This window comes from Arthrobacter sp. 2YAF22_2 (assembly GCF_052114645.1).
GTDB lineage: Bacteria > Actinomycetota > Actinomycetes > Actinomycetales > Micrococcaceae > Arthrobacter.
The window spans coordinates 1-3,898 of the sequence record NZ_JBFRFD010000353.1 but is presented as its reverse complement, the minus strand read 5'-3'; the positions used below and the strand labels follow the sequence as shown (position 1 = coordinate 3,898).

Sequence of the window (3,898 nt, the reverse complement as noted above, 5' to 3'; positions counted from 1 at the left end):
GCCACGGCCCACGAGATCCTCGGCAAGCTCGGCGGCAACGACGAACTGCTGGAAATCGCGCTCCGCCTGGAAGAAAAGGCCCTGCAGGATGACTACTTCATCCAGCGSAAGCTSTACCCSAACGTMGACTTCTACACCGGCCTGATCTACAAGGCGATGGGCTTCCCGGAGAAGATGTTCACCGTGCTGTTCGCGATCGGCCGCCTGCCGGGCTGGATCGCCCAGTGGCGTGAAATGATCAGCGACCCGAGCACCAAGATCGGCCGCCCGCGCCAGCTCTACACGGGAGAGCCGGAACGGAACTACCCCGCCGTCTAATCGGACCCGGACCAAATCGGGACCCAGGCTAGATCGGATCCAGACTTAGACTGGACCCACGACGCCGGCCGCGCACCTTGAGCATGAGGTGCGCGGCTGGCGTCGTTTGTTGCGGCGGTAGCGGGCCGGAAGGGCGCGTGGGGCCGGAGTTGCTCCTGTGGTCGGCGCGGGGCGGACGGTTGGCGACACATCCGTGCTAAAAAGGAGCAATGCCCAAATTTGTCGACGCTGCTTTGCGGCGCCAAGATGTTGTCCATGCAGTGTTCCGGATCGTGGCTGCAGACGGGCTCGAACGGGCCTCGCTGCGAGAAGTCGCGGATGAGGCCGGGCTGGCCGTGGGTTCCGTGCGGCACTACTTTGCCAGCAGCGAGGAACTCCTCACCCACTCCTTTGGCGTTGTGGTGGACCGGATCACCGGCCGGCTCGAGGCCGCCGAAGTGCGTCTGGCCGGGGCTGCCCCGGGTTCCGCGGAGCACCGCCGCAGCGTGTTAACCCTGTTGGGGGAACTGCTGCCGCTGGACGAGGAGCGGGCCGTCGATGCCTGCGTCTGGATGGCCTTCAAGAACGCGGCCCGGACCCGGCCGTTCCTGGTCCCGGAGGCTGACCGCAGCCACCGTACCGTGGCCGCCGTCGTCGGCCGGCTGATGATGGAGCTGGCCGGCGGCGCCGCGGGAGGAGCCGTTGCCGCGGGAGGAGCCGACGCCGCGGGCGGGACCGGCGCCGGACTGGACGGGTCCGACCAGCAGCAGCTGGTGACCGAGGCGGAGAGGCTCCTGGCAACCCTGGACGGACTGACCATGCACGCGCTGCTGCAGCCCGAATGGATGACGGCGCAAATGTGCCACGATGTGCTCGAGGCCCATCTGGCCAGCCTCGCCGGCCTCGGGAGCCGGACCGGCGCGCCCGCCACCCACTAACCTGCACCTTAACCTGCACCGGCTTCAGGAATAGACTGGGAAAGGACGTCTTGCCAAGGGAGGCAATCGGATGCATCATACGGGCGGACCCGGCTGGCGGATCACCATGGACACGTCAGGTCCGATGCTCATTGCACTGTATGTCCGCGACGCGGCCGGCTTGGAGGCCGTGGGCCATCCGGCACTCAGCCACGCGGCCCCGAAGGTCCGTCCCTGCGACCATGCGCACCTCATCGATGAGGTCGGCGGCATGGGCGCCCTGAAGACCGAGTGGGAGGCGTGGTGGGACCAGCTCCTGAAAGCGCACCCGGCCATGGAACCGGAGCTCGGGCCTCCGGTTTTCCGCGCCTTCGGCAATTCGCCGGCTCTCCGCCGCGTGCTGCAGGCCCACTTCGGTGCCGCGCTCAGCTGGGCGCGGGAGCGCCGTGGCGAGTACCTGGCCCTCGAGGCCGAACGGGACGCCGGCGGTGCCACCCAGCTCCTCGCCGACATGGTGGACGACCGGCTGCTCGAAGTCGGCCGGGCAGCGAATGACTTCGAGCTGACCATCATCGAGCTTCCCCTTGCCGAGCCGCGGGCCTGGTACCTGGAGCCGGACAAGATCATCATGAGCTCCGCGCTGCTGTCCGAGCCGGAGCTGTTCCGCAGTTACGTCCGGCCGGTCGTCGAACTGCTGGTCTGAGCCGGCCCGGAGCCGAAGTGGACGGCTACTGCTTCGGGTCCGCGGCCACCGTGATGGTGACCTGCCCGGCCGGCGCGTCGGCGGCTTGCCAGCCGTTGTTGGAGAGCCGGGTCCAGCCTTGGCCGTCCACCCGGACTTCGGTGATGGACAGCGCCTTGGCATTGGCCACCGCCCACTGCGCCACAGCCCAGGCTTGGGTGTCCTCGGCCGAAACCGTTACCGTCCTGCCCGCCGCCGATGCCGGGATGGCGCCGAAGTCCGCCACCACGCGCTGCTGCACGAGGTTCGCGTCGCCGGCCGCGTCCGGCTTGCGCAGCGAGCAATCGAGGCCTTGCGCAGTGTGGCCGGTCAAGGCCGAGGCGAACGCCCGGGCCATCGCCTCGTGTTGCGCGTACGCGCCCGGATATGCCGACCGCTGGACCTGCTGGGCGGCCTCGGTGATGGGAAGCGACTCGAAGCCGGGGACCTTAACGAGCGCATTGTAGAAGGCGTTGGTGGCGTGGTACGGGTCCATCACTTCCTGCTCGGTGCCCCAGCCCTGCGAGGGGCGCTGTTGGAACAGCCCGCGGGAATCGGGGCCGGCCTGGTCGCCGTGGCCGATGTTGCGCAGCTTTGATTCCTGCATGGACGTGGCCAAGGCGATACTTGCCGCGCGTGCGGGCAGGCCGCGCCGGACCGCGATGGCGCTGATGAGCGCGGCGTTCGCGGCCTGGTCCGTGGCGAGGTCTTCGCCACCGGCGCCCGTGGCGGTGCAGCGCTCCGTGATCAGGGTCTCCGAGCGCTGCAGGAATCCCACGGCCGTGTAGATCGCGCCCGCCACCAGGGCCAGGGCGAGCAACAGCACAACGCGTCGGCGCCAGCCCCCTCTGCGTGCCACTTAACTACTTCCTCGGGCCCCGCGGGGCCCTTCAATCCTTGGGTCGGTCGGTTTCCGGCCCATGCCTAGTTGGCGTGCAGAGCCTCGTTGAGCTCAACCGTCTGCCCCTGGCGGGGGAGTACCTCCACCTCGCCGCTGGTGGAGTTGCGGCGGAAGAGGAGGTTGGCGACGCCGGATAGTTCCAGCGCCTTGACGATCCGGCTGGTGTCCTCGCCGTCGGCGTCTTTCGGGCCGACCACGCGGACCCGGGTGCCGGCCGTGACGTAGAGCCCGGCCTCGACGACGGAGTCGTCGCCGATGCTGATGCCCACCCCGGAGTTGGCGCCCAGCAGGACCCGTTCGCCCAGGGAGATGGTCTCCTTTCCGCCGCCGGAGAGGGTCCCCATGATGGAGGCGCCGCCGCCGACGTCGGAGCCGTCGCCGGCCACCACGCCGGCGGAGATCCGACCCTCGACCATGGAGGCGCCGAGCGTGCCGGCGTTGAAGTTCACGAAGCCTTCGTGCATCACGGTGGTGCCTTCGGCGAGGTGCGCGCCGAGACGGACCCGGTCGGCGTCGGCGATCCGGACGCCGGAGGGGATGACGTAGTCGACCATCCGCGGGAACTTGTCCACGCCGTAGACCGTCACCGCGCCGCGCTTGCGCAGTTGCGCGCGGGTCAGTTCAAAGTCCTCGACGGCGGCGGGGCCGAAGTTGGTCCACACGACGTTGGGGAGCTTGCCGAAGATGCCGTCCAGGTTGATGGTGTTCGGTCGAACGAGGCGGTGCGAGAGCAGGTGCAGGCGCAGGTACGCGTCGGCGGTGTCGGCGGGGGCCTCGTCGAGGTGGATCTGGACGAAGACCACTTTCTGCTCGGTGCCCCGTTCGGCGTCGTCGCCGTGGGCGGCGATGTCGAGGAGTGCCTGGTCCGCGTTGCCGACATCGCGCAGGCTTTCCGCCGCGGTTCCGAGAGCCGGCGCCGGGAACCAGACGTCCAGCACGGTGGCATCGCCGTTGCGGGTGACGATGGTCGCCACCCCGTAGCCGTAGGCGGAGCGGGCGTCGTCGGGCACAGCAGCAGAAGCGGTTTCAGTCATGCCCCCAAGTCTATAGACGGCCCCCGCG

General features: G+C 69.1%; 5 protein-coding genes. 3 read left to right on the top strand and 2 right to left on the bottom strand.

Translation table 11 applies throughout. The annotated features are described in order from the left end of the window. The 3 genes from AB4Y86_RS13830 to AB4Y86_RS13820 form a co-directional block, all read left to right on the top strand. On the top strand, positions 1-318 hold a 318-nt coding region (locus AB4Y86_RS13830; protein ID WP_441402787.1), incomplete at its 5' end, for a citrate/2-methylcitrate synthase. Positions 319-527: 209 nt separating this feature from the next. Next, the gene (locus AB4Y86_RS13825) at positions 528-1,235 is read left to right on the top strand and encodes a TetR/AcrR family transcriptional regulator (RefSeq protein ID WP_441402786.1); all 708 of its coding nucleotides are present in this window, start codon (positions 528-530) and stop codon (positions 1,233-1,235) included. A gap of 70 nt (positions 1,236-1,305) precedes the next feature. Further along, entirely contained in the window at positions 1,306-1,917 is a 612-nt protein-coding gene (locus tag AB4Y86_RS13820; protein WP_441402785.1) for a hypothetical protein, read from the top strand. 25 nt (positions 1,918-1,942) lie between these two features. On the opposite strand, the gene AB4Y86_RS13815 is transcribed toward AB4Y86_RS13820, so the two are convergent. Then, positions 1,943-2,794: a hypothetical protein gene (locus AB4Y86_RS13815; protein WP_441402784.1), complete on the bottom strand. Its 852-nt coding sequence runs from the start codon at positions 2,792-2,794 to the stop codon at positions 1,943-1,945. A 65-nt stretch (positions 2,795-2,859) separates the two neighbouring features. Then, complete coding sequence (gene dapD / locus AB4Y86_RS13810; protein ID WP_441402783.1) at positions 2,860-3,870, bottom strand: 2,3,4,5-tetrahydropyridine-2,6-dicarboxylate N-succinyltransferase; 1,011 nt, start codon at positions 3,868-3,870, stop codon at positions 2,860-2,862. Positions 3,871-3,898 lie beyond the last annotated feature (28 nt).